23 protein-coding genes and 4 pseudogenes are annotated in these 21,434 nt (G+C 58.5%); 13 read left to right on the top strand and 14 right to left on the bottom strand.

The window, feature by feature from the left end; translation table 11 throughout:
• Window positions 1-505 precede the first annotated feature (505 nt).
• Window positions 506-1,063 carry a hypothetical protein gene (locus tag G9465_RS18525; protein ID WP_166972728.1) on the top strand — a complete coding sequence of 186 codons (558 nt, stop codon included), beginning with the start codon at window positions 506-508 and terminating at the stop codon, window positions 1,061-1,063.
• The gene (locus G9465_RS18520) at window positions 1,027-1,896 is read left to right on the top strand and encodes a hypothetical protein (RefSeq protein WP_227015627.1); all 870 of its coding nucleotides are present in this window, start codon (window positions 1,027-1,029) and stop codon (window positions 1,894-1,896) included. The genes G9465_RS18525 and G9465_RS18520 overlap by 37 nt, the downstream gene beginning before the upstream one ends.
• Window positions 1,897-2,074: 178 nt before the next feature.
• Here G9465_RS18520 and G9465_RS18515 read toward each other — a convergent pair whose 3' ends face one another.
• Window positions 2,075-2,326 (bottom strand): Lrp/AsnC family transcriptional regulator, encoded by a 252-nt coding sequence (locus G9465_RS18515; protein WP_166972726.1) that lies wholly within the window; start codon window positions 2,324-2,326, stop codon window positions 2,075-2,077.
• A 662-nt stretch (window positions 2,327-2,988) separates the two neighbouring features.
• Window positions 2,989-4,386, bottom strand: coding sequence for a Tat pathway signal protein (locus tag G9465_RS18510; RefSeq protein ID WP_166972724.1), 1,398 nt, complete (start codon window positions 4,384-4,386; stop codon window positions 2,989-2,991).
• A gap of 823 nt (window positions 4,387-5,209) precedes the next feature.
• Between G9465_RS18510 and G9465_RS18505 the strand changes: the two genes are divergently transcribed.
• A complete protein-coding gene (locus G9465_RS18505) occupies window positions 5,210-5,500 on the top strand; it encodes a winged helix-turn-helix domain-containing protein (RefSeq protein WP_166972722.1) in 291 nt (96 codons plus the stop codon).
• 77 nt (window positions 5,501-5,577) lie between these two features.
• On the opposite strand, the pseudogene G9465_RS26315 reads toward G9465_RS18505, so the two are convergent.
• The 8 genes and pseudogenes from G9465_RS26315 to G9465_RS18465 all read right to left on the bottom strand — a co-directional run.
• A pseudogene (locus G9465_RS26315) lies at window positions 5,578-5,784 on the bottom strand (ArsR family transcriptional regulator); the annotation flags it as partial.
• A gap of 2 nt (window positions 5,785-5,786) precedes the next feature.
• Window positions 5,787-6,404: a hypothetical protein gene (locus G9465_RS18495; RefSeq protein ID WP_166966306.1), complete on the bottom strand. Its 618-nt coding sequence runs from the start codon at window positions 6,402-6,404 to the stop codon at window positions 5,787-5,789.
• Window positions 6,405-6,531: 127 nt separating this feature from the next.
• A pseudogene (locus G9465_RS18490) lies at window positions 6,532-7,766 on the bottom strand (RNA-guided endonuclease InsQ/TnpB family protein).
• A gap of 449 nt (window positions 7,767-8,215) precedes the next feature.
• Window positions 8,216-9,193, bottom strand: a complete 978-nt coding sequence (locus G9465_RS18485; RefSeq protein ID WP_227015626.1) for a transcription initiation factor IIB family protein — start codon at window positions 9,191-9,193, stop codon at window positions 8,216-8,218.
• Window positions 9,194-9,738: 545 nt separating this feature from the next.
• Complete coding sequence (locus tag G9465_RS18480; RefSeq protein WP_166972720.1) at window positions 9,739-10,743, bottom strand: IS110 family transposase; 1,005 nt, start codon at window positions 10,741-10,743, stop codon at window positions 9,739-9,741.
• A 312-nt stretch (window positions 10,744-11,055) separates the two neighbouring features.
• The gene (locus tag G9465_RS18475) at window positions 11,056-11,625 is read right to left on the bottom strand and encodes a hypothetical protein (protein WP_166972718.1); all 570 of its coding nucleotides are present in this window, start codon (window positions 11,623-11,625) and stop codon (window positions 11,056-11,058) included.
• The gene (locus G9465_RS18470; protein ID WP_166972716.1) at window positions 11,622-11,987 is read right to left on the bottom strand and encodes a hypothetical protein; all 366 of its coding nucleotides are present in this window, start codon (window positions 11,985-11,987) and stop codon (window positions 11,622-11,624) included. Before G9465_RS18470 ends, G9465_RS18475 begins: the two co-directional genes overlap by 4 nt.
• A 97-nt stretch (window positions 11,988-12,084) precedes the next feature.
• Window positions 12,085-12,414 (bottom strand): annotated as a pseudogene (locus tag G9465_RS18465) (hypothetical protein).
• A gap of 637 nt (window positions 12,415-13,051) precedes the next feature.
• Here G9465_RS18465 and G9465_RS18460 point away from each other — a divergent pair.
• Window positions 13,052-13,348 carry a hypothetical protein gene (locus tag G9465_RS18460; RefSeq protein ID WP_166972714.1) on the top strand — a complete coding sequence of 99 codons (297 nt, stop codon included), beginning with the start codon at window positions 13,052-13,054 and terminating at the stop codon, window positions 13,346-13,348.
• Window positions 13,349-13,493: 145 nt separating this feature from the next.
• Here the strand turns inward: G9465_RS18460 and G9465_RS25690 are convergent, their stop codons facing one another.
• Window positions 13,494-13,685, bottom strand: coding sequence for a hypothetical protein (locus G9465_RS25690; protein WP_227015624.1), 192 nt, complete (start codon window positions 13,683-13,685; stop codon window positions 13,494-13,496).
• Between G9465_RS25690 and G9465_RS25685 the strand changes: the two genes are divergently transcribed.
• The 4 genes from G9465_RS25685 to G9465_RS18445 all read left to right on the top strand — a co-directional run bounded on the left by G9465_RS25685 (window position 13,605) and on the right by G9465_RS18445 (window position 15,366).
• Entirely contained in the window at window positions 13,605-13,847 is a 243-nt protein-coding gene (locus tag G9465_RS25685; RefSeq protein ID WP_227015779.1) for an SWIM zinc finger family protein, read from the top strand. The genes G9465_RS25690 and G9465_RS25685 overlap by 81 nt on opposite strands.
• An 84-nt stretch (window positions 13,848-13,931) precedes the next feature.
• Window positions 13,932-14,249, top strand: a complete 318-nt coding sequence (locus tag G9465_RS25680) for a hypothetical protein (RefSeq protein ID WP_227015623.1) — start codon at window positions 13,932-13,934, stop codon at window positions 14,247-14,249.
• A gap of 34 nt (window positions 14,250-14,283) precedes the next feature.
• Entirely contained in the window at window positions 14,284-14,523 is a 240-nt protein-coding gene (locus tag G9465_RS25675; protein WP_227015621.1) for a hypothetical protein, read from the top strand.
• 456 nt (window positions 14,524-14,979) lie between these two features.
• Window positions 14,980-15,366, top strand: a complete 387-nt coding sequence (locus tag G9465_RS18445; RefSeq protein WP_166972712.1) for a hypothetical protein — start codon at window positions 14,980-14,982, stop codon at window positions 15,364-15,366.
• 163 nt (window positions 15,367-15,529) lie between these two features.
• Here the strand turns inward: G9465_RS18445 and G9465_RS18440 are convergent, their stop codons facing one another.
• Complete coding sequence (locus tag G9465_RS18440; protein WP_166966303.1) at window positions 15,530-15,700, bottom strand: hypothetical protein; 171 nt, start codon at window positions 15,698-15,700, stop codon at window positions 15,530-15,532.
• Window positions 15,701-16,089: 389 nt separating this feature from the next.
• Between G9465_RS18440 and G9465_RS18435 the strand changes: the two genes are divergently transcribed.
• Window positions 16,090-16,686 carry a bifunctional nuclease family protein gene (locus tag G9465_RS18435; protein WP_166972710.1) on the top strand — a complete coding sequence of 199 codons (597 nt, stop codon included), beginning with the start codon at window positions 16,090-16,092 and terminating at the stop codon, window positions 16,684-16,686.
• Window positions 16,687-16,785: 99 nt separating this feature from the next.
• Here G9465_RS18435 and G9465_RS18430 read toward each other — a convergent pair.
• Window positions 16,786-17,654, bottom strand: a pseudogene (locus G9465_RS18430) (RNA-guided endonuclease TnpB family protein); the annotation flags it as partial.
• 192 nt (window positions 17,655-17,846) lie between these two features.
• Between G9465_RS18430 and G9465_RS18425 the strand changes: the two are divergent.
• The gene (locus G9465_RS18425; protein WP_166972708.1) at window positions 17,847-18,338 is read left to right on the top strand and encodes an HTH domain-containing protein; all 492 of its coding nucleotides are present in this window, start codon (window positions 17,847-17,849) and stop codon (window positions 18,336-18,338) included.
• Window positions 18,339-18,589: 251 nt separating this feature from the next.
• On the top strand, window positions 18,590-19,021 hold the full coding sequence (locus G9465_RS18420; RefSeq protein ID WP_166972706.1) for a cyclic nucleotide-binding/CBS domain-containing protein: 432 nt from the start codon (window positions 18,590-18,592) through the stop codon (window positions 19,019-19,021).
• 246 nt (window positions 19,022-19,267) lie between these two features.
• Here the strand turns inward: G9465_RS18420 and G9465_RS18415 are convergent, their stop codons facing one another.
• Entirely contained in the window at window positions 19,268-19,633 is a 366-nt protein-coding gene (locus tag G9465_RS18415; RefSeq protein WP_166972704.1) for a hypothetical protein, read from the bottom strand.
• A 411-nt stretch (window positions 19,634-20,044) separates the two neighbouring features.
• Here G9465_RS18415 and G9465_RS18410 point away from each other — a divergent pair, with 411 nt between their 5' ends.
• Window positions 20,045-20,191 carry a hypothetical protein gene (locus G9465_RS18410; protein WP_166972702.1) on the top strand — a complete coding sequence of 49 codons (147 nt, stop codon included), beginning with the start codon at window positions 20,045-20,047 and terminating at the stop codon, window positions 20,189-20,191.
• A gap of 247 nt (window positions 20,192-20,438) precedes the next feature.
• Entirely contained in the window at window positions 20,439-20,588 is a 150-nt protein-coding gene (locus G9465_RS26310) for a nickel-binding protein (protein ID WP_227015619.1), read from the top strand.
• The last annotated feature ends 846 nt before the right edge of the window (window positions 20,589-21,434 follow it).

The raw sequence follows: 21,434 nt of genomic DNA, 5'->3' as shown, positions 1-21,434 counted from the left end.
CTCAACGTCTGGCCTATATGGGCTTAGATAATGGCAGGATTGGTGACACGACAGCGGATTGAACAGCTCGTGTGAATTCTCAAACGTCTCGATTGAAGCCGTTGATTGTCCGATTAGTGGATACCCGCAGAGAGGTATACAACGTATAACTACGACGATACCTCAATTGAGGATGCCATCCAGTCGATCTGCTAATAGGACGTCTCGATCGTCGTCAACCCCCTCATCTCCGAGTACGGCACTCTCGTTCCGAACGACGACGTTCGCTCCATCGCCGAATCAGGTCTGTGTCGTCCCTACTTGCAATTAGCCGTCGTCTCAGACACCTTTTACTACGTCCCCTCCGCTCGCAGTCGCGCTGTTTTGTGCGGCCTGAAACCGTATCACGGCGCCTAATCTGCGTAACAGAGCGAATAGTTACTTCACTAACACTCTAGGCGACGAGACACAGCGGCCCGAATTGGGGTTGGCACTCGTCGCCCGTTGACGTCGCTGTTGAGAACCAATGCAACAGGAACGACACACATCGAAGAAAGAACGCATTCTCAGCGAACAAGACGTGCACGAGATACTGCGAAACGACCGACGGAAAGCCGTCATCCAGAAACTCCAGCGGACGATTGGGGATGTCTCCCTTCGCATGTTGGCAGAGAGCATCGCCGAGTACGAGACGGGCGAATCACCCCCACCGCGAAACATCCGCGAAAGCGTCTACAACTCCTTACACCAGACTCATCTGCCAAAACTCGACAGACAGGGTATCATCGACTATGACAAGAACCGGAAGACGGTGTCGCTCCGTCGAGATGCGCGGGAGGTCAACCCGTACATGGACGTGTTCTTCCTCGAATCGCCCCGTGTCACGTGGGCGGCGTACTATCGGTCCGTGGCGGTCGCCGGGTTTATGACGCTACTGGCTGTCGCACTCGAGACGCCGGTTGTCAGCGCTATCGATTCGCTTCTGTGGGCCAGTCTGTTCTTGGTCGTCATCGCACTGTCGACAGCGTATCAACTCCGAGGCTACAGATGGGTACTGCTCGAACGGTTGCTGGGGGGTCGATGATCGTGTCGCTCGCCTCGCCACTTGACCACGTTCGGACGCTCGCTGGTCGTCTCCGGCGACCCGAGTACACCGGCGACAACCGGTGTCTGCCCTGTACCGTCGTGAACCTCGTCCTCGCAGCGCTGTGTACTGCCGTCCTCGCGACGGGAGCTCTTTCGATCGCTGCGCTGTTTCTCGTCACGTCGCTCCTCCTGATTTACTTCCGGGGCTATCTCGTGCCAGGGACGCCGACGCTGACCAAACGGTACCTCCCCGAGCGCGTGCTGGCGCTGTTCGACCACCATCCATCACCGACTGCCGGAGACGGTGAATCGGACCTCGACTTAGAACGGATTCTCCGACGCGCGGACGCGATAACGTCGGTGGCCGACGATGAGGACGTGGAGACAACGCCCGACTTCCACCGGGAGTGGTACCGACGGATGGCAAACCTTCGTGACCGAGATCCCGATTGGACAGCTCTCGCACCGGTTCTCGGCGTTGACATCGATGACGTCGAGTTCGAAGAGTACGGTGACGCGCTCGTCCTGCGGCGGCACGGACGCCGCGGGGGACAGTGGGAATCTCGTGCGGCCTTCGTCGCGGACGTGGCGGGTGGTGAACTCCTTGCCGAGCGGTCGCCTGACTGGGACCGGTTGTCTGTCGCCGAACGGGGCGCCGTCCTCGGGGGTCTACGGTTGTTCCTCGACCACTGCCCGACGTGTGGTGGCCCGGTTTCGTTGGAGACCGACACCGTGGAGTCCTGCTGTCGGTCTATCGACGTCGTCGCTATCTCGTGTCAGTCCTGCGAGGATCGCCTGTTCGAGGAACCGGCCGAGGACGTCCTGAACTGATCTGGGACCGCCGCTTGCAGCACCTTGGAGTTTCCCGACGGGGCCGTTTGTCGCCGGATCGGATGACCGACTTTTCATCGACAGGAGGATGGCCTCGCGAGAGCCTGGGTACAGTTGTGCGAAACGTACCGTCCTTGGGCAGTCGGACAAGCATCACGAGGGTTACTGCGTGGTTGTTTCAGACCGTAACTTTCCACGTTGTCCCCGAAGAGTAGCCCCACTTTTCGATTTGTATTTCGGTTGTTTTCTGGCAGAGTATCTTTATGTTCGTGCCAACCTCTTTCGACGACAGACCGACCTCGTCTGCGATGAGTCGAGATTTGAAGTAGGTCTGTTCTGTGGCGTTCTTTTGGAGGTATGCAAGGATACGCGATTGCTTCTCCGAAAGGTTACTCGAAGTCATCGCAGTCTCTGTGGCTGACGTCGACATACAGTCTCCACTCCCGTACTATCCATATTGTTATCAATTGTCTTCCCATAGGGGAGTTGGTTATCTCACATGATAAAACTGGCCGCAAATCAAGGTGAGACAGTGTAGTCCAAGAAGTGCGAGAAAGAGCAGCACTGCTTGAATACTGTTGAGGCCGACGATTAGGAATGGTATGTATAACAGTGGCAAGATAATCGAACTCCAGAAGAAAATGCGCAACAGGGCCGTTTTCACGGCGTGGAGGATATTGAAGATACTTCGTAGTGAGGGGTGGTCCAGAACGTTGTCTTCTTGCAAATCTATCGGCCCCAACACCATAACGTGTACTCTCGCAACGTACGGTTAGTAATCCACTCGCTACAGGCTCGTGAGACCGCAGTATCCCCGTTCTACAGGTGGCGCAGGCCGAGTGCCCCGGGGTCGTTCGAGAGAGTGACGCACTCTCGTGATGCCGGGACGCCGTCAGCATCTCGAACCACTTGCCCCCGAGGTGGTTCACCTTGGACGGAGTGACGTGTCGAGAAATCGGACGTCGGATCCCCCACGCAGCTGGCCAGTACGTAGTAGTCGGCGGAGCGTTGGCGATACACGTCGACGGTGAGCGCTGGATCGGTGCGAGGGCGGCCGACATCTCCACCGACATGGAGGCGGGCGACAGGATGTCAAGGGCGCGACGGTGGGAGTGCCCGCAACGAGCGGGGTGGGACGAGGAAGTGCCCCCGCGACAGGACATCGATTCGAGCGCTGATGCCGCTCCGGGGGTGGTGGCCGTCGGTACCATCGGTGTCGTCGCGTTCACGAAGCACCCCGTCGAGCCCGGGGTCGTACATCGCGTCGGCCACATCGAACCAATCGGAGATACCCTCGACCAGTCCGACGAAGCTCAGCCCGCCCTTGCCGCCAGCAACAGTGATGTCGCCGTCGCGGCGGAGCAACTTGACCCCGAAGTCATCGTCGCGGGCGCGGGAGACTTTCTGTGAGTGGCCGACAATGCCCTTCTCGCGGGCGTCGGCCTCGGTCTGGTCGGTCAGTTCGTCGGACCATCCCTCACCGTCTCCCCGCCCGCTGCCTTCGCCGAGTCCCTCGCCGAAATCACCGACGTCCTCGGGCGTGTAGTCGGGGGCGAACATCTCCTGAACCCGTTCCGCTTCGGTCCGTTCCTCGTACCACTCCCGCAGTTTCAACCGGAGTTTCGAGACCATCGCCACCGTCCCGTCCATCCATGGCCCCTCGGAGATGGTAACGCGCTGCTCTGGCGGGATGCTGTCGGCGTAGACGGAATTATACCCCATCGAAAGCGGCGATGTCTCGTCGATGTGTTCGGCGACGTCGTCGGAGAGACGCTCTTTCGGCAGTCCCGGGCCGGCGAAAACCGACCGTCGCTCCGCAACCACACAGAACTCAGCGAGCGAGTTTTCCACCGACACACCGTTCACTGTATCGGCGTTCCCTTCGAGCGCCGCTTCGGCTGCCAGGACTACCGACGCGCGGTCGCTCGCGAGCTGGAGGAAAATGTCTTGCCGGTCCATCTCGGGGTTGTTGTAGGGCGAGACCGCCCGCGGCTCGGTAATGTCGACGCCCTTGGGCTGGCCAGTCGAGTAGCGCTTGAAGTAGGCTGGTGAATATCCAACGTTGAACAACAGCCCCTCGGACTGGTTGTAGGCGAACGCTTCTTCGAGCTGGCGGAACGACGCCTCCATTCGGGCCCTGTCGGCGTCGATATCGTCGCCAGCGTAATCAAGCAACAGGACGATCTGGTGTGTCGGTGGCGCGGGGTTCCCGTGTTCGTCCACGTATCCTGCATCTGACCACCGGTGCTGCTGTGGCGGTCGGTTCGACGGGTCACCGTCCGGAGACGTCGTTGACGGATCGCTTCCGTCGGCTTCGATGCTCATAGCGGCCGTCAGTGCGCTCATGCCACCGATAGCGACGGCGCTTTTTAGGAAGGCGCGGCGGTCGATACTCCGACCAGACGACCACTGGTGTGTCCGCTCCCCCTCGGTCCGATCCTCTGGTGCCTCCGAATCCCCGTCATCCGCGTGGAATGGGCATCCTCCCATGCCACTCCCTTATGATCGGTACACTTACCTATAAGCTGTTTACCATATCGTACCCGGTCAGCCAGTCTCTGGTAGGCACCGTATATCGACGATACTACGGATGCTGTCGGTGAGACGTGTTGATGACGAGCCGACAGCTCATACCCAGTGGTCGGTCAAGACGTAGAGCACCGCTCCAGAGGAGGTGACGACCACGATGACCACCACGGGCGAGTCGACAGGCCGCCGCCGTCGACTGCTCCGCGCTCGTAGTCCGGACTTCGTCCAGTAGGTCGGCTCAGAAGAGGGCGAGGACGACCCTGAGCGGGAACGAGTGAACTGAGCGGTGGGGGCATCCGTCGGCGGTCGTATCGCTGTCTACGTACTCGATAGGACCCACCAAGCATCTGCCGCAGGCAGCCCCCACCCCCAGCGAGCAGTCGATATCAACGGTCATCGCTGGGCGGTGAGTCGGCTCTGGCGATGTGAACAGTGCCGGGCTGAAAACATCCGGCGCGGTGGGATGGGGTGAGTGGTAGGGAGTTGCGGACACGCTGGGGAGCTGGCGCTGCCCGTACCCGTGGGTAGCCCACGTGCGACTGATGAGGAGTGCAGGCATTTGCCCGCATCACGAATTACAAACGTGACTCTGATAAGTTATTTATAGATATTTCAGGAATAGTCCTCCCAAAGAAGCAATCGGTTACCGTTAGCAACCCTCGTATTTGGAGCGACTTACCCACCTAAACGATCAGCGCTGTTAATCAGCTACCAATCAGTAGATATCCACTCATCACACAATGATGGAAGACTACACTCAGCCTCGGCAGAGGCGGACCCACCGATGACGTCCGACGAGCAGTGGGACGACGTGAGCTTCGTTATTAGTTCCCGCTACCGCGTTGGCACACTGCACCGCCTCGCAGAGGGACCGGCAACACCGTCGCTCATTTCTGATGAAACCGGACACAGTATCGCACATATCTCCCGAGCACTCCAGGAACTACGTGATGTGGATCTCATCACGCTCTTGGTCTCTGAAGACCGCCGAAAAGGGCGCGTCTACGGCATTACGGACGCCGGCACGGATGTCTGGGACACGATCGAAGCCCAGAACATGATCGACGCCGAGTGACAACGGTTCACTGAGAGAAGCGAAACGAACAGCACAGCCGCTTCCGTAGTGCCGGAGCCGATACCGTTGCACACCGCTCACGAGTAGACGTCGTTGCACTCGCGTTCGCGGCGCATCAACTCCTCGACGCCATGCTCGAGACTGCCGCGTCCCAGTGCGGCCGGCTGGGAGTACGTGCAGAAGCTCTAGCTATCAGCGGTCCGTCGCTGGCGCTTGCCGACGAGCCCAACGTCGACCAGTTCGTCGAGATGGGGATGGAAGTTGTGGGCTGCAACGTCGACCGCGGTTAGGTGTCCGAGATGCGTGACGGGATCCCGATCGCGGTGAAGCGGACGTCGACGGCACCACAGGCCGCACAGCCGTCGACGAACGCACACACTTGTAGCGAGGTCGCTACCTCTTGGCGGCTACCACACACCGAACACGTGTAGGACATGAGATATCGATCCGGCATCCGAGTCCTGTCTCCCTGTGTGTGGGGCGTTGCTGTCGACGACGATTGATCGTGTGCTGACGGCGTGCTATCTCGGCCCTCATGCTGGTCACGCGGACTGTGCCACGCGTCGTCGGGGAAGGTGTCGTAGAGTCGGCCGGGATCGATGTCGGCGTCGTTGACGGACACAGTGTCGGCTGGTCGTGTATCGTGTTCTGACCCCTGGTGCGGTGGTGAACCGGCGTCATCGACACCAGTAGAGAGGTCAGTCGGTGGGAAGGCTGTCGTCGACGCGCTGATCGCGACGTACTCCGTGCTGTCGTGGAGTTCGCCATCGATTGCAGCGGCGAGTTCAGCGAGCGGATCCGCGATCTGTGGCTTGGCGTGGTTCTTTACGCCCGTTTCGAACAACCAGTCGCGAAAGACAGCGGCTGTCTCACCGTCGAGCGTGAACGATGGGGCTGGTGACATCAATGACTCGCTCCGTCCCTCCAGGGAACGACAAACCAGTACTCGCTCTCTCCCTATCTCAACGGCCGAGTGACAGTAGTAAGCTACCACGCCCTGAAGGGCGTGGCATTCAGCGTGGACTCCCGTTCTAACCGCTGAGAGCGGTAGGCGAATACTCGCCGTTCACGTTCATCATCCCGCTGTTCAAGCGCACGCCTACGGGTGCGCCTCCACGCCCAGACTTTTGCTGGTCGCGGAGATACTTCAGGCCGATGTTCTTCGCCGCGTTGTAGTCCGCGTGTACGTCATACCCGCACTTCAGACACTCGAACTCGTCTTGCCCGTTGTTGTGGGGGCGGTTGTCTTCGTGGGTGAATCCACACTTCGAGCAACGCTGACTCGTGTACGCCGGGTTAATCTCACCACGAGACCCTCAGATTCAGCTTTGTACGTGACGTACTCGTACAGGCGGTGGAACGCCCACTTGTGAACTGCTTTCGCGTGCGGTAGACGCTCACGGATTCCGTTGAGTTGCTCGAACACGATATGGGTACACTCGTTCTTAAGAGCTTCCGAGACGAGTTCGTTCGAGATGGTGTGAAGTAACTGCTCGAAACGTCCTGTCTGCTTGCGACCGACGCGCTGGACGTTCACGTGTGCCCAGCGAGTCCCGACTTGTTGCAGGTCGCCTCGGCGTTTCTCGTATTCTCGGTGCCAGTGGTTGAGTTCGCCACCACTCCAGAAGCGTCCGGTTGAGGTGACTGCGATGTTTGTGATGCCGAGGTCAACACCAAGGACGGAGACGTGCTTGGCATCGTCTGTGTCGGCATCATCGTTCTCCACGGCGGGCTTTGTCCGCACATGAAGGTAGAAACAGTCCTCAACCGCGTCGTAGTGGAGCGTGGCTCCCTTCACGTCGTAGTCATCGTTGAACAAGTATGCCGAGTACGGCGTCTTACGAGACGCATCTGGGAGGACGAACTCCGCAGTCACTCGCCCATCGATGGTGGCGAGTGTTGCGTGGTCGTCGTTGACAGTGACAGTTCGCGCGTCGTAGCTGGCGAACCGCGCCGTGAAGTGTGGTTTGGAGGCTTTCTTGCCTTCCTTCCAGCGTTCAACGACGCCTTTGACGGCTTCTGCGGCGCGGTTTCGTGCGGCTTGCACGAGGTTGGCCGGGAGTGGTGAGTTCTCTCGAACGTCGTAGTAGGTGAGGTCGTGGAGTTTCTGTTTGCTGGTGATTTTCCAGTCTGGTTCCCACGCTACGTCTACGACGTAGTTGGCGGCGTCGAGAAAGTGGTCGGTTGTCTGGTGGAGGAGATCAGCGGTACTCTCACCCATATCGAGTTTGACGGGGACGGTTCGAGTGCCTGAGTCTTCCACCATCTACACTTCATATGTGATAGCCTGTATTTATATTAGTTCGGGTTGACGTGGGGGAGTCAGCCTGCTATCGCGGGTGGTTCGTGTAGGTATTGTCGGCTTCCTCCCGCGCCTGAAGGCGCCGGTTTCCGCCTTGCAGTCATTATGAAGACGCCACAGAACTCTTGACACGGTCGCTGTTTTCACGTGTAGTCAGCGCGAATTGGCCGATGAGTGGAGACTACAATTTCAGTAACTATTGAACTTTTTCAGTAATCCAAACCCTATTCAGCGAGAGACTAACCAGTCTTTTCTTTATTTTAATATACACTGAGTATTAGTGTGTGGCTGATCACGAGGACAATATCCCCAATTCCTTGGGGAGTTCCGACAACAACGGGTTAGTCTCCGTCTCGCTTGATCTCTCGTACACAAGAGCTGTTCAGCCGTAACGCATCTGACGAGTAGCCGCGTCAGGCGGAATAGACCCATTTCCGGGATTTCAATCCGGTGGCGATACTCAGCCGTCCGTGCCAAGTGACTAGGACAGGCCGGTCCGCCGCATAGACGGCCGCCGCTGCGACGGTCAGCCGTGGCGTCCCCGGGCCAACCGGCACCCGGTCACCCAGCTGCATCAGGTGCTGGGCCAGCCGCCACGTCCGCACTGCCCGCGCGCCAGGGATGGCGTCCTCCGCGAGGGCATCGACGACGTCCATCACGGCGTTGGGCCTGATGAGTGGCGCGTCGAAGCCGCATTCACACCGAAGCTTCCGCGCCGCAGCGCACACCCGCTCGTGGGGCGCTTTCGTATGGGTTGCGACTGCGAGATCGATTGCCTCACGGTCGACCGGGGACGCTCGCACGGCCAGCAGGACGGCGCCGCCGGCGAGTGCCTCCCAGGCCATCCGCCCGCCCGGGAGCCGTGCCTCCGAGGCGCTGCGCAGGTACCGGGCCGCCGTCTTGACGACGTGGGCCGGCAAGCCCAGGTTGCCGCCGATCATCTCGATGTCCCGCAGCCCCTCGTTGAGCCGTTTGGTCCGCTTGCGCTGTGCCCCGAACTGGTAGCGCTTGTGCCACTTCCGGAGGCGCTGGACCTTTGCCCACTGCTCGGTGCTCAACGGATTGCCGTGCCCGTCGGTGCTCTTGTCGATCTTCGTGTGCAGGCCCTTGTCCGTCCGCATGGGGTCCACCGTCTCGATGCTCTGGTCGGCGTCGCCGACCAGGCCCAGGTCGGTCAGCGTCGGGCTTCGATTGACCCACTCGTCGGCGACAACCAGCCCGCAGTCCGTGCAGAAGGACGCCTCGTCGTCGGTGATCACCCGGCCCGCACACTTGGGACAGGCCGATCGCGCCGACGGCTCGTGTTCGACCGTGGGTTCACGACCGCGTTCTTCAGTGTTTGGAGTCTGTCCGTCCGAAACCGTCTTTTCGCTCGCGCTGGTATGTGACATTGCAGTACTCCTGAAGGCCTCACCACAGCGCCCGACTCCCCGTGCTCCAGACGGGGATTTCCTCGACGACACTGACCGACAGCACCGACTGCGCTCTCGCTCGCGCCTTCGCGAGCGCCCTGTGGGCGCGAGCGAGAGCGCGCCCGAATGAGGTGACCCATCCAGCACCGCGCGCCGACCCGCCTCGACGCGAACGGCGAACGGAGTGAGCCGTGCGCAAGCGGAGGGCGGCAGCGGCGAGCGGGGCGGGCCGTATCGCACCACCTGTTCAGCCGACGGAGTCGCTCGGCCAGCCATCCACCATCCTGGCGGACGCAAAAAGGGCGAGGCCGCCTCGGTCGTCCCCCGACCCCGCAAGCACCTATGAGAATCTGCGACTGAACGAACCACGTCAGCGATGATAGCTGTTTGGGCTGAACCGCTCTCTTCCCGTCGAATCAGCCGACTGCGGTCGGATCGTGATTGCGGTGCGGTACAGTCGGTCGCGAGAGCTGTCGCTCTTGCTGGGACCAACCGGCCGCTGAATCGCGTCGCTCAGACGCGACTCAGCTCACCGGTGGCGCGTACTTCTCCTCACGCGTGAGCATATAGTAGATCGACACCAGCAGTTTTCGTGCCGTTGCGACAACCGCGATCTGGTGGTTCTTCCGCTGCTTCAGTCGTCCGTAAAACTCGGTGAGGTACTCGTTTCCGCAATTAACCGCGGTGTTCACGCATTGTGTAAGGACCCAGCGCATCGCCGCTGAGCCTTCTTTGCTGATCCCGCCACGCGTTTCGTGGTTGCTCGATTGCCGAACCGTAGGATTCAGCCCGGCGTAACTCACGAGTTTCTCGTGGCTCGGAAAGCGCTCGATCTCGCCGATTTCGGCGGTGAGCAACACCGCCGAAAACGCGCCTACGCTAGGAATCGTCTGTAACAGCTTCGCTTCCGGATTTTCTTTGGCAACCGCTTCGATCTCTCGGTCAAGGGTGGCGATCTGTTCGTCGTACGTGTCGACCACGTCGAGGTACGTCTCGACGATCACGCGATCCGTGTCGGCCAACGAGAGTTCCGCGAGGAACTCTCGGCCGGTCGGCCCGAACAGTTCGCTTCGATACTGGTTGCCGGTACGCTTGAGGACGGCCCGGACGCGGGATTTCACCCGCGTCCGGTCCTCGACGAGCGTCTTGCGCGTGCGGACGAGATCGCGGTTCTCGCGGATCTTCCGCGGTGGGACGTAGCTTTCAGCAACGAGGTTCGCTCGGAGCAGATGCGCGAGCATCTGCGCGTCGATCTTGTCGGTTTTGACGCTTGCTTCGGCGATGACGCGAGTCTTCTTCGGGTTGACGAGCGTTACGTCCGTGTACTCGTCGAGCGTCTCGTAGACGTGCCGGTAGAAGCCGGTCGCCTCGATGGCGACCGGCGACCCGGCGTACTCGCGAGCGAACTCGGCAAGGGCACTGTCGGTGACGCGGCGTTCGTCGAGAATCGTTCCATCGGACGCCATGACGGCCACCTGGGAGTGGCCGTCATGGCAGTCCATACCGATGTATGGAGTTTCGGGTTTCATACTTTCACCAAGGGCTGTGTCGGGTGGCGCGAGCGAAATAGGCACCTATTCGCGCTCTCGGCGCAGTTGTTCCTATCCATGCAGGCGGGCCAGTCACCGCACCGTGTTCGTCTGTGACACATGCTTACGGACAGCCTCTGTTCAGCCCCAGCGTTCGTTCGCGCCAACGGGGCTTAGCAGATTCTCATAAACACACCGCAGGTACGAGGCGCGCAGCGTGGGTCGCGGGACGTCGAGCGGCCGAGGGCTTTCAGGAGTCGTTGCTGGGTGCTCGGCGTCGCCACTCGTGGATGACGGCCACTCGGAGGCCGGTTACTCTTCGAGGCGCTGGAGCAATTGCGTGACGTACGGACTATTCTCCCAGCTCCGATGCGGGCTGATCGTCGTGAGCAGCGTTCGAGCCTCCTCGCGACTCAGATGCCCGTTCCGAGCGTAATCCACGATAAGCCGCGGCGTCGGGACGACCCGCGGTCCCTGCAGCACGGCGTGAATCAGCGGGAAGTTCGTCCCGCCGAACTCGTCGGTGAGAAACCCGTCGACGTTGAGCGCGTTCGCGAGGACGATCCCGTCGGTTTCGCCGTCATCGAGGCCGAACGTCGACCGGGAGTCCGGCGTCTCGTCGCGTTCGTAGGGATCGTCGACCGTGTAGTGGCCGCGGGCCGCGAGGACGTTGTTCGCAGCCGCGGCGTGGATATCCTGATACTGCGTGATGTCGCGGAGCTCCGCGACCACTTCTGGCGGTACGAACACCTCACACGACGTGAGGAGATACTGGAACGGGTCGGGAACATCGGTGTCGACGGCCGCGTCCGCACGAGGCACGGCGAGACTGACGAGCGCGCTGGTGTCGGCGACGGCCGTTCGCAGTTGCCGGCCACTCATCGATCGTCGTCTGCGGTCTCAACCGTCGTCGCATCGCCATTGTAGACGTCGACATCGTCGGGGGCAGCGAGATCGAGTGGCTCGGCCTCGAGATCCGCTTTGAGAAGACGGAGCCGCTGGGCGGTCTCGGCGCCGACCAACTGCTTGACCGTCTCGAACTCCAGCTGGTCGTCGTAGTACTTCGTCGCGACGAGTTCCTGGAACGTCTTACTATCAGCAGTGTCTTCGATGTACTCGCGAATCGCCTCGACAAGCAGATCCGTCCGATCCGTGTCGAAAAGCTCCGCGATCGCGTCCAGCCGGTCGACGAGATACGCCGGCGACTGGAAGTGAACCCGCCGCGGATCATCGCGTGCGCTCATTCTATGTGCAAGTTCTGCACATAGACGCATAACGGTTTCGACGGATGCACAGCGCGTGCACATCAGAACACCTGGACGAGGACTCGCCCCGCCAGTCTCAGCCGTCGTCCTGTGCGTTCCACTCGTCGAGAACCCAGCTGGCTGCCGTCCCGATCTGAACGCCGTCGACGGTACGCATCTCAAGGCCATTCGTGGCGGTCCGGAACGGGTCGGTGTCGACGAGGACGCGGTGGATGACTGTGCGGACGGGTTCGGTCCCGTAGGTATCGATGATGGTCGCCATCACCGTAGCAACCTGTGCGTCCTCGTGATCGTCTCGCGGGGTTTGCGCCCGTTCCATCACGAGGTCGGCCACATCGTCGACCGATGCGTGGTCGGAATTCCCGGTTCGCTCACGACCGTTCTAGAGCGGTTCAGACTCGGGCATTGCGAGTGACAGACGGATAGTACACTGTCGGCCCCGTCGAGACGCCGTCGGATGCGCTTGTGGCGCTCGCCGCCCGATTTCGTGGCCACGAACAGGTTCACGGACTCGCCGAAGGCGGTGGAGGTGACCTGAACGGCACGTCTCTTGTTCTATACCAAGGCGATGTGTCCTGGACGACGCTCGTCGTCCAACATGAGGCCGTCCAGACAACAACAGGGTGAACTAAGCCGGCAGCGGCGAGCGGGGCGGGCCGTGTCGAACCACCTGTTCGGCCCGGCTCGACGCTCGGTGACCCAGCAGATACCTTGGTGGACTCAGAAAGGGCGAGGCCGTCTCGGTCGTCCCCCGACCCCGCTAGCACCGAGTGAAACGAGGAGCGCAGCGTGGGTCGCGGGATGCTGAGCGGCCGAGGGCTTTCGATGGTCGTACGCGTCGCGGTATCAGTTGAAGACTCGAATACCAGCACGGATGGCGGATCAACTTAACCAACAATTGCCGGACACGAATGGCGGTGTTGGTTAATGTTTCAGCTCGGCCGACCGTATCACGCTCGCCTCCACCGTTTCCCGTGCTTTCACTGAAGAGAACGGCACAGGGTGTCCGGGCATACTTGTACCACGAGGTAGTATCGACTGGTATGACGGGCGAGGACGAGCCGGTGCAACACTATACGTTGGCCGAGTCAGTGGATCTCCTCGAAGTGCTTACGGCCGCTGAGATCGAGCATCTCGATGTCGACGAGCATCGGACAATAGTAATCTATCAGCAAGCGATTCTCATGGTCATCGCCACAGAGGGGCAGGCAACGGCAGCGCGGGAGGTCGACGTTGAACTCTGGAAGGAACCACCAACCGAGCCTGATCGCGATCCAGAATCACTCTTCACTGCATTCATCGACGAACTGTTGACGACGACTGGGACGACTCGTCGTTGATGTCCGAGCCGAGCCTGCTGTCGGATGGCCCTCGATACTGATGCTGACCCAGCTTTTCTATCGAGAGAGACCGTAGAGATGCCTATCGATGGGACAGGCATCGACCATAACAGAGGCAGCCATCCGTAACCTGGCACGATCGCAGTCATACGACTGAGGAGAGGAGTACTACGAACACGGTGCCGTCCGTGAGGTTACACGTCGTGGCAACCGTCTCGAAGCAGCGGTCGAGGGCAGCCAGTACGAGCCCTACCAGATACAGATCGAACTCGATGAGACCGGCGTCGTCGACACGACGTGTTCCTGCCCGTACGATCACGGCGGCATCTGCAAGCATCGCGTGGCCGTCCTCCTGACGTACATCCGCGATCCCGACGAAATCAGCCAGCGACCACCTGTTTCCGAACTGGTCGCCGACACAGATCCACAGCAACCCCGAACCCTGCTCGTTGCCCTCGTCGAGCGTCGTGCCGACCTCGTAGAACGGATTGAATCCTGACTCGAGACAGCTCAGTCAGAAGACACAGCCGACGATTCCCGCGACCAGAGTCCAACCATCAACCGAGACTCGATCCGACGGCAAGTGCAGTATGTCCTCCAGCCATTTGCAAAGGTGATATCGATTTCAGCAGAACACTACCAGTTCAACGACTTCGATCAACTCTATGAAACCGCTGACGAACTGCCAGAAGTGGATCGGCACGAGGTCTATGCCTACCACGAAGACATGGATGAGTGGGAGCAGGTGCCGTACAAGGACAGTCTGTGGACAGAGGATGGCCGGGCCACCGGCGTCGTCTCCTCGTCGGAGGACTTCTACCATGTCACCCAGTACGGCGACATCCTCGAAACGGTCGGTAAGGCCGTCGAGCAGTATCAAGACACGGGTATTGAGCCGTGAGGGTGGTGTCACCCTGTCGCCGACCGCGCACAAGATGAGCGCTGACGTGGAGTTCGATGGCTCCACGGTCTACGCCGATGAGGATGATCCGATTGACCTCGGGTTGAAGATACGGAGCGCTCATTCCGGGTTCCACGGATTGAAGTACGACGTCGGTGGGGAGCGCCAGGTTTGTAGTAACGGGATGGTGGCGTTCGTCTCCGACATGCATTTTGACCAGACGCACAGCCAACGTTCCAGTCCGGGCTCGCGTACAACGCCGTCGACGCCGTGATCGATGGCACGGACACGGTCGAGGAACGACTGCATGAGGCCCAGAACCATGAACTGATGAACCGAGACGAGGCTCTTCTCGTCCTGTTGGAACACGGTGTCAGTGAATACCTTGACCAGCCGGTACCCGATCTGGTGAACACACTCCACGACGAGGTCGACGACGCTGACAGCCCGACGCTTGGGGGACGTACAACGCGGCCACGCGTGCGCTCACACCATTAGAGAACATTTCCGAATACGAGCTGGACAGGGGCTTCGAACAGGCCGATCAGCTGCTGGAAACCGGGCGGTCAGAAGTGCCGGATCCCACCACACTGGGATAGAGTGCAGTGGAGCGACGGGCCAACCAGTTCATCGAAAACCAGGATGTAGTGGAGTACTGGGAGGGCGAGGAAGAACCGATTCGCCACCTCATGGATGCCCACGACGTCTCCGCGTAGAGGGTGGTACTTGGATGCACATGCTGATACACGGCCTGGTACCCAGTGAGACACCCGATGCAGCGGTTGAAACGGCGAAGTACGACGTGTTCCAACCCTTGGCCAGGGATGATGTGTTCGACTACCACGTGACATTCGACGCCGACGGACGGGGCGTTGCAGGGAAAGACCGCTGGGGTGACCACCCGGTCGCGGAGCAAGTCGATAGCGACCATGGCCAAGAACTGGTCGAACAGGGATGGCAGGCAACAGTTGACGCGTACACCCGGAGCTTCGATCAGGTTGAGGAGTTTCTCACCGACTACGAGCAGCAGGTTGAGCAGGATGAACTGGACGAGTACAGCCAGAGTGCTCTCGATGACTATATGGACTACCGCTGTTCGTTACGTGACATCTGTTAGATCTCGTAGCGTGCAATCTGCTGTGATCCGCAGGTAGGACAGCCATCGGATAAGGCTTCAACGGTCGTCCCGCAGCGCCGGCACTCACAGATCCGCTCATAGCGTCGTCCTGCCAGGACCTGTTTCACCTTGCGAAGCATGACTTGATACCTCCGACCGGAGATCACTCCGGATGGACCACCTCATGGCAGCATGGGCACTCGGTCCAGACCTTGGGCTGGCCATCACCGGTTTCATACTCGATCAGGATGTCGACGCTGGCGATCGTGGTTTGGCAGTGCGGGCAGACGCCAAGCCGCGTCGCATTCTGATTGATGGATTTTTGTGTGGACATGGGTGGATCTCCTGTGTGTCCAAAGGGGAATGGGAGGTGGATGGGAAGCGCGTCACTCGCACCGAACGGATTCAGTCAGAGGGCAAGTTGTGACGCCCTCTACTACCCGTCTCAAGCGGGCAAAGATAAATAGGTCCGCTAACCACACCGAAAGTGAAACCGCCAGACAGTACAGCGATGCCAAGACGCCGTCAGCCGCCCGTCAGACAACTGAGCCAGCGCTTGCTCGTGGCTTGCGGCATCCAATCGATCCGTGGTCACCACTGACACGGCAGCAATGTATTGTGAAGAGTTGGATAGTGCGGTGGCCCGGGGAACCATAAGCAGTCTCGTCCTGTCATCCTTGTCGGTCACCCAGAGCGTTTACCTGTGTCGGACCTAGTGACGGTATGGCACACGAAGCAACGATCCATGGGATTGGTGTCGGTGTCGGTGAGGGCGGGGTGGGTGCTCCCGTCGTGCTTCTCGAGGCACGCGGTGAAATTGTCCCGATTTTCGTCGATCCCGGCCAGGCACAGACAATCGAACTGGCCCAGCAGGAACTGCCGGCCGAGCGACCGCTCACACACGATCTGTTCGTCGATCTCCTCCACGATGTCGACGCCATGCTTGACCGCGTGCGCATCGACGACCTCAGAGATGAAACGTTCTATGCGAAACTTGATCTCGCTGTCGAACGCGGCGACGAGCAGAAACAAATCGTCCGTGACGCACGCCCGAGTGATGGGATCGCGCTTGCTGTCCGTGTCGACTGTCCCATCACCATCGATGACGCCGTGATCGACAAGGCCGGTCAAGACCTTGACCAGCTTGGCGTCGGGACAGCCGAGTTCAGGTCAAGTAGCTTAGAAGGAAGGGGTCTCGGCGGGCAGGAAACACACAGGGGTGAGAGTGAAGCAGCTGACGAAATCGATCATGACGCCAGCGTCGACATCGATATCGACGAGCCTGCAGATGCGGACGACGACACCGATCCAGAGTCGTAGTATCGGTATCGAGATCCACTCGGTCCCCCAGACAGACGAACCAAACCGTGACATCCTCCGCGCCGTAAACGGCGCGGCTTCCCGGCATGGGAATACCAGCTATGTGCCGCTGTTGCTGGCAGAGGGTTCCGAGAGGGTCATCTGCGAGGATTGCTCACTCGTCTCTCGGTGGGTCGTGGCGCTGTCACAGGCGCTCCCATCCCGTGAGATGTCATCGCCCGCCGGTTTCAGCGGCAGGCACTCACTCCAGGCGGTCAGCGATGTTGACCGCCGCGTTGATGTCTGCGTGGTACTCCGACACCCAACACTCGTCGGTCTGGCACCGGAACTTGTCGCTGTTCCGGTGCCCGATGTGGCCGCACTCGTGACACGTCTGGTTCGTGTACTCCGGTCGCACGTATATGACCGGAAGTCCGGTCTCTCGTGCTTTGTCCTCGATGCGCTGTTGGAGCCGAGCGAACGCCCATGCGTGGAGGCGTCGGTTCATCCACTTGCCGTAATCGAGGTCTTCACGGATGTACGAGGAGTCTTCCAGCACGATGACTGGCTTCTCGAACTGGCAGGCGTACTCGACGGCACGTTGAGCTGCCTTTTCGATGATGTCAGTGAGTGCGTTCTGGTAGTGGTCGAATCGTTCGTCAATCCGCCACTCGGCGGCGTCACGCTCTTGGAGCCGCTTGAGTGTCGTGAACATTTCTTTGCGAAGATGCCGAGCGCGACCACCGTTGATGAGCAGTGGGTCAGTCGGAGTCCACCTGCTCGCAGGCACAGCCCGCGAGCAGGTGTGCTTCGCCAATATCGAAGCCAACTGGTGTTACGTCTTCGTCAGTCGGTTCGTAGTCGGGTTCTTCGACCGGGAACTCGACGGTGACGTGGAGCATCCACGTCGTGCGGTGGCGTTGCAAGCGGAGTTGGGCTGCGGATGCATCACCGTGTACGAGGTCGTGCCACAGCCCTTCTTGTGCGGGGTAGGGTGTTCGGCCGTTTCGCTATATCGAAAAAAGGAGAGATGTCCTTATATCAACCCGAATATGGAGAATTTTGAAATTAACTGAATATGATGGAAACACGCGAAACCGGTCGAGAGAAGCCGTTTCGAGGCATGTAGACACTTCTCACAGCAGCTATATATGGATGCTCCATCGTGATATTGGGTAGACATGATCGAGGACACCCCGACTCCCCACATTGAGCTATACGTTCGATCCATGCTTCCCAACGGTGCACACGAACGCCAAGAGGATGCCATCAACCAACTCCATACCCTCGACGAAGAAGGCCAGATAGACAGCTTCAATGTCATCGTCTGGGGGAAGCGGATTGCCCCGCAGTCAGCCGCCGCCAGGACAGAAGAGGGGAAGTACATCCTGAACCGGGTTGCCGAGTTCAAGCAGTGGTCCCTGTCGAACAACGTTTCTTTTGACTCGTTCCACCAGCGAACCGATGTCGACGCCGAAGTCACGGAGTCGTCCTACGAGGCAATAGTGCTGCCAGTCATGGGCCTCGCTGAGTATACCAACAACGAACTTACCCACGTCGCCCCGTGTACCAAAGGCGACACCGTCCACACGATCATGGACCGCCTTGACCGACTCGAAGCAGGCCAGCCCTCCGCCCTGGAGCAGGACACCGTCGACGTCAGTATCGTCTAACGAGGAAGAAGCTCCGATCAGGATCGTTACCGAGCCGACAGCCGATCAAACGAATCGCGCGACCGAATCAAGTCTTCCTGAAGAGCGTGAACTGGAATCAAACGCGGTGCAGATCACACCTCTGAAAAGGACCCATGCTTCTTTCAGCAAGGCAAATATCTATACCGACCGGCAGATACATTGTCTATTGGCAACAATAGCCATGGTAGTGGTTCGTTGGCTCGTTGTCAACAATCACGGGGAAGAATTCAATGACTGTCAAAGACATTTGCCGACCGAAAGAGGAACTCGTCTCTGCCGGCGAAGACACGTCCGTCCGTGAGCTCTGTCAGCTGATGGATACGCGGAGGGTGGGATGTGTGGTGATAGAGGCCGACGACAAGCCGACGGGGATTGTTACCGACCGGGACATCGCGATGGCGTTCGGTGAAGGCGAATCGCTCGACGAGTGGACCGCTGGCGATATCATGAACCGTGATCCGTTCACCACGGAGGCAGGCGACGGCGTCTTCAATCTATGTGCGAAGATGGCCGAACACGGCATCCGCAGAGTACCTGTCATTGAGGACGGCGAACTGTGTGGCATTGTGACGCTTGACGATCTGGTTGTCCTCCTCGAAGACGAGATGCACAACATCTCCGAGGTTATTCGATCCGAATCGCCCCCATACCAAACGCCGTAGACATCCCCAGATCGGTGTATTTCAGCCGACTGGTGGAAATAATCGGATGTAGAAACCTCTATCTCTCATAAGAGTTCTATCAATTTGGATAGTCTGACAGCAGCTAAAGAAACAGTTATATTTCTGCAGGAATTCCAGTTTGAGGACTAACGCGACGACCGCCAGTAATACATGACGTAATTTCCGCATTAATAACCAGTATCGCAGCTGTGAGGAGGACCGAATAACAGAGCGAAATGGCTGAAATCAAAGGAAATCATCCGGGAGTCGGTTTTGATTCACGAAGAGGAGTCTGAGAACTGGTTCCAGCTTATCGAATTGCGGGCCTCGTGAGACGGTTTGTGTTTCTCGTTCCCATTCGATAATACCTTCTTCTTCTAATTTCGGGAGATGCATGTGATGTAGCTGCATTTCGAGCTGTTGCACCGACTCTCCGTTAATTTGCGAGGAAGAACTGTGAGGAGAGTGCGGTTGAGTGTCTTGTGATTGTACCTGATCGTGTGACAGGATACCTTCTGGAACATGGATCGACGCATTATCGCACAACGCATAGAGTATGCGTCGGCGGATGTCGTTGGCCAGCAACTGGAATAAGGTATTAGTATCCACCATGCTACAGTACTGAACGCACGCCCATATGTAATTTAGGCAACTATAAATCACGTCTACAGATTACCAAATGATAGGTATATTTTCTATACTGATCGGTCGTTGGATCAGTACAAGAGTATTCAAACTGTTCTATGACTCGCTGCTCTGATGGAAAGGAATTGATATCAATTCACTCGCTCACTAATGGCGTCAAGATACTTGTCGATGATAAGACTTTTTCGGTGAGGCGCATGGGGATGGGAACGGAGATTATTCTGTGTCTCACATCTCAGTTCACAAAGTAGCCGTTCTGAGAGGATATATCGACTAACAAAAAGAGGAGCGCACCGTTCCGATGCAACGACTGCTTCTGACCAAACTACCAGTAGGTACTTGCTGCTAGACGTCTGATTTCAATATTGTGTCAATGCCATGCCTACAATTGAAATCGACGACGAACTCAAGAACCGATTAGCGAGCCATCTCGAAGAAGACGAAACAATCGAGGAATTCATTGAGGAACTACTCTCAATGTATGAAACTGAAGGAACGTTTCTTCAAGAAGGATACTCGGAGTGATTCTCAGCTCAAGTTACAGTCGCCAACGAACACCCAGTACGGAGCATGTGTCTTTCACGTTATTGTAGCCAAGTACCATAAACATAGATATATTTATATGAGCTGTATTGAGAATAGTTATCGTTCATGATGTCGTAACAGTACGTACCATGCCGCTATACATGGACGTTCACAGAAATGTCGATGAAAGTATTAAAAACATTGTAGAGGTCCACAAAAAGACCTCGAAGTCCAAGAAAAACACGGTGTGAAGTACCTGAACTACTGGGTTGACGATAAGGAAGGTGCCGTCTTCTGCCTGTTCGAAGGCCCCAGCAAAGAAGCGGGTGAGAAGGTCCACCGTGAAGCCCACGGGCTCGTCGCAAACGAGATCTTCGAAGTCGAACACGATGCATAGCCCGAATTGCTGGGATACACGTCTTTTTTCGATTTGGCGCGATGGGGCGGTCTGCATCAGCGTCGATAGTGCACTCACGGTCGCGTACTGATACCTCAAGTCGACCCCGCTCGTGGTCGGATTCAAATCGCTCATCGGCACGCTTGGGATCATAGAACCTTGTCTGGTTCTAGTTCGAGCTCGCACGCTACTAGTTGGCTCAGGCGCTGCTCGCGCTCCATGTCATTGTCGTCGCGCTCAATCTTGAGGTGGTGGTCGGCCGATGACAGCAGCTGGTCAGCTGACACACAGCGATGGGCAATACATAGTGACGAATGGACGACGGTCGCCGGCCACATGGGTTCCGCTCTTGGGTGAGAGAATAAACAGCCGACGACCAGATCCACCTTTCACAGTCAAGCCGCAAAAACAGTCAGTGGATACTGCGAAGTATCTCGAGATTTATGCAGCACCCACTGAGACGGGTGATTTCCTCACCAACGATACGTCTCAGCTGGAGGTGTCACAATGACCAGCGTCGACTGGCCGCCAGCGTTCAAGCACACCGGCCCATGACACCGCTCAAAGAACCGGTCCTACGAGGTGTCGATCCACGACGCCGTCGCCGACCTTGACCCCGAGATGGACCGATGCGAGGTCAACGACTGGAACCTCGAAACAGCAATGACCCACCAGAGCCAGACGTACAGCCAGCCTCACCGAACAAGATCTGCCACGAGGCAGTCTCTGTCGATGTGGAGTGATCGCCTTGAGGGGATCGGTTATAGATCACTACCTGACCGCATCGAACGACCAAGCGATAGCTCGTGCTGTGGGTGGCATAGCTTGGTCCGATTCCGGGGACGA

Source organism: Haloarcula sp. JP-L23 (assembly GCF_011602445.1).
In the GTDB taxonomy this organism is placed as follows: domain Archaea; phylum Halobacteriota; class Halobacteria; order Halobacteriales; family Haloarculaceae; genus Haloarcula; species Haloarcula pellucida.
This window is presented reverse-complemented; position numbering and strand designations above follow the sequence as displayed.

Excerpts from the sequence above, each read along its gene's own strand:
- G9465_RS18525 (WP_166972728.1), top strand. The coding sequence starts at position 506 with ATGCAACAGGAACGACACACATCGAAGAAAGAACGCATTCTCAGCGAA.
- G9465_RS18475 (WP_166972718.1), bottom strand. The coding sequence starts at position 11,625 with ATGAGTGGCCGGCAACTGCGAACGGCCGTCGCCGACACCAGCGCGCTC.
- G9465_RS18435 (WP_166972710.1), top strand. The coding sequence starts at position 16,090 with ATGGCACACGAAGCAACGATCCATGGGATTGGTGTCGGTGTCGGTGAG.
- G9465_RS18415 (WP_166972704.1), bottom strand. The coding sequence starts at position 19,633 with ATGGTGGATACTAATACCTTATTCCAGTTGCTGGCCAACGACATCCGC.
- G9465_RS18510 (WP_166972724.1), bottom strand. The coding sequence starts at position 4,386 with ATGGGAGGATGCCCATTCCACGCGGATGACGGGGATTCGGAGGCACCA.
- G9465_RS18460 (WP_166972714.1), top strand. The coding sequence starts at position 13,052 with ATGACGGGCGAGGACGAGCCGGTGCAACACTATACGTTGGCCGAGTCA.
- G9465_RS18425 (WP_166972708.1), top strand. The coding sequence starts at position 17,847 with ATGATCGAGGACACCCCGACTCCCCACATTGAGCTATACGTTCGATCC.
- G9465_RS18440 (WP_166966303.1), bottom strand. The coding sequence starts at position 15,700 with ATGTCCACACAAAAATCCATCAATCAGAATGCGACGCGGCTTGGCGTC.
- G9465_RS18515 (WP_166972726.1), bottom strand. The coding sequence starts at position 2,326 with ATGTCGACGTCAGCCACAGAGACTGCGATGACTTCGAGTAACCTTTCG.
- G9465_RS18505 (WP_166972722.1), top strand. The coding sequence starts at position 5,210 with ATGACGTCCGACGAGCAGTGGGACGACGTGAGCTTCGTTATTAGTTCC.
- G9465_RS18495 (WP_166966306.1), bottom strand. The coding sequence starts at position 6,404 with ATGTCACCAGCCCCATCGTTCACGCTCGACGGTGAGACAGCCGCTGTC.
- G9465_RS18470 (WP_166972716.1), bottom strand. The coding sequence starts at position 11,987 with ATGAGCGCACGCGATGATCCGCGGCGGGTTCACTTCCAGTCGCCGGCG.
- G9465_RS25690 (WP_227015624.1), bottom strand. The coding sequence starts at position 13,685 with ATGCTTGCAGATGCCGCCGTGATCGTACGGGCAGGAACACGTCGTGTC.
- G9465_RS25675 (WP_227015621.1), top strand. The coding sequence starts at position 14,284 with ATGAGCGCTGACGTGGAGTTCGATGGCTCCACGGTCTACGCCGATGAG.
- G9465_RS18480 (WP_166972720.1), bottom strand. The coding sequence starts at position 10,743 with ATGAAACCCGAAACTCCATACATCGGTATGGACTGCCATGACGGCCAC.
- G9465_RS18410 (WP_166972702.1), top strand. The coding sequence starts at position 20,045 with ATGCCTACAATTGAAATCGACGACGAACTCAAGAACCGATTAGCGAGC.
- G9465_RS18445 (WP_166972712.1), top strand. The coding sequence starts at position 14,980 with ATGCACATGCTGATACACGGCCTGGTACCCAGTGAGACACCCGATGCA.
- G9465_RS18485 (WP_227015626.1), bottom strand. The coding sequence starts at position 9,193 with ATGTCACATACCAGCGCGAGCGAAAAGACGGTTTCGGACGGACAGACT.
- G9465_RS18520 (WP_227015627.1), top strand. The coding sequence starts at position 1,027 with ATGGGTACTGCTCGAACGGTTGCTGGGGGGTCGATGATCGTGTCGCTC.
- G9465_RS18420 (WP_166972706.1), top strand. The coding sequence starts at position 18,590 with ATGACTGTCAAAGACATTTGCCGACCGAAAGAGGAACTCGTCTCTGCC.